Source organism: Psittacicella gerlachiana, assembly GCF_003585965.1.
Taxonomy (GTDB): domain Bacteria; phylum Pseudomonadota; class Gammaproteobacteria; order Enterobacterales; family Psittacicellaceae; genus Psittacicella; species Psittacicella gerlachiana.
On record NZ_NRJF01000020.1, the window covers coordinates 1 to 1,996 of the forward strand.

1 protein-coding gene is annotated in these 1,996 nt (G+C 33.1%); it reads right to left on the minus strand.

What is annotated here, in order from left to right:
* Nucleotides 1-338 precede the first annotated feature (338 nt).
* Entirely contained in the window at nt 339-1,493 is a 1,155-nt protein-coding gene (locus CKF59_RS00635; protein ID WP_119534054.1) for an MBL fold metallo-hydrolase, read from the minus strand.
* Nucleotides 1,494-1,996: the final 503 nt, after the last annotated feature.

Here is a 1,996-nt window from a genome sequence, read left to right on the forward strand (position 1 = left end):
ATTGAATTTCTTAGTTTATACTAAATCTTAAGCAGCAGAAATTTTAATTCCGTCGAATTCGACGGAATTGAATCAGAATCTGGATGTAACATATTTACATTGTTATCTATAAATAAATAGAATGGTAACTTAGTATATTAAGGAGAACTTACATGGCAAAAGTAAAAAGAGATAAGATTGAAGTAAAATGATTTGAGATTCAAATTTATACTGAAGATTTTGAGAATGACTATATAAGTCTAACGGATATTGCAAGATATAAAAGTGATGTGATATTACCCCCTAGGGGGTAATATCACAATGCAATTATTTTAAGAAATTGACCTTATACAAATTTACTACTTAACTTGTTCCCACCAAGTTTGAGTTGGAAGATCCATATAACTAAAAGTTGTGCCAATAATTGGAGTCCCCACAATTAATTCCGGATAGATTTGTGCTTTTTTCTCGAGATAAATTTTAATTGGAGTATCCCATTTATGTTTGGCAAGATCAAATTTACCCCAATGAATTGGCACTACCCTTTTTGCTCCAAGATCTTTAGCCGCTTGTAATGATTGCTCAGGGAACATATGAATAAATGCCCATTGCTCATTATATTGCCCGTTTTCAATAAATGCGAGATCAAAGCCTCCAAATCTCTCTCCAATTTGTTTGAAGTGATCACCATAACCACCATCACCAGAGAAAAATACTTTAAAGTTATCTGCAGTTGTTATTACCCAAGATCCCCATAAAGTACGTGCATTGTCGTTAAAACTACGTCCGGTAAAGTGTTGGTTTGGAGTTAAGGTATAAGTAATTCCATTGATTTGAGTACTTTCCCACCAGTAAAGCTCGGTTACTTTTTGTGGATCTACACCCCAACGCTCTAAGTGAGCTTTTACCCCGAGCGGAACAACAAAATGATCCACTCGAGTATGTAATTCTTTAATTGCTTTATAATCTAAGTGATCATAGTGGTCATGAGATAAAACTACTACATCGACATGAGGAATATCACTAGTTTTTGGTAAATATTCCATTTTAAATGGTTTACCAATAAAAGATACTGGTGAAGACTCATAAAACACGGGATCGGTCATAATAACTTGATTCTCAAGTTTTCCTACTAAAGTCGAGTGACCTAACCAAATAAACTCTCCATTGGTTAATGTACTTACTTGTGGTTGCACACTAGGGAGCGGAGACTTAGGCGCACGAGGATTTTCTCTAAAAGTATTCTCGGCAATAAAATCGTAGAGTAAACGCCAGCGAGACTTATTCTCTTGTCCTTCAACTTCCACACTCACAGGTATTTCTACGAGATTCGAAAAAGTTTGTGTTTGCACATTGTAAGTTGGAGCTTGCTCCATCCGAGCAAGAGTTTGAGCATTAGGTTTGCCGCCAAATACAGGAGCAAATTTTACAAATAGAAATAAAGCTACGCTTAAGACTACTAAAACTATTAATAGCCATTTAAAAATAAACCAGAATATTGCTAAAAATTTCATACTTTATGTTGTTTTTTACGTTTTCTTATTGTGTTATTACTGCCAAATTTCTTTGGCTATACAGAAGCTCTTAATTAAGATTTATGCTTATCAATTATAAGCAACATAAAAGTAAATAACAAGATATAAAAATTGATAACTCTTATGAATATAAGTTAATAATCATCTCCTTTTGTTTACCCCTCTTTGCTTCTTGTTAGCTTTGGCATAGAGTTTAAGAATGCTAATTATTTTGATCATAGCTCTTTAATATTTATCTTTAATACTTCTTAGTTTTCCCTACACTTTCTTTCCCCCTCCTGTTTAATATCAAGTTATTCCCTTAAATCTCTATAGTTGCTCCCATGCAACTTTAATCATCTCCTTATCCTACAAAATATAATTCAAACTTATAACTCCTTTGAGTTCATGCCAAACTTTTCCTCCTCATAAATAAAAAAAAGTGCTAATTAGCCCAAAAGCTAACTAGCACTTTTAAATTTATTTGTATTTTGTGAGATTAA

What these genes read in the sequence shown, in the direction of transcription:
- CKF59_RS00635 (WP_119534054.1), bottom strand. Translation starts at nt 1,493, where the DNA reads ATGAAATTTTTAGCAATATTCTGGTTTATTTTTAAATGGCTATTAATA.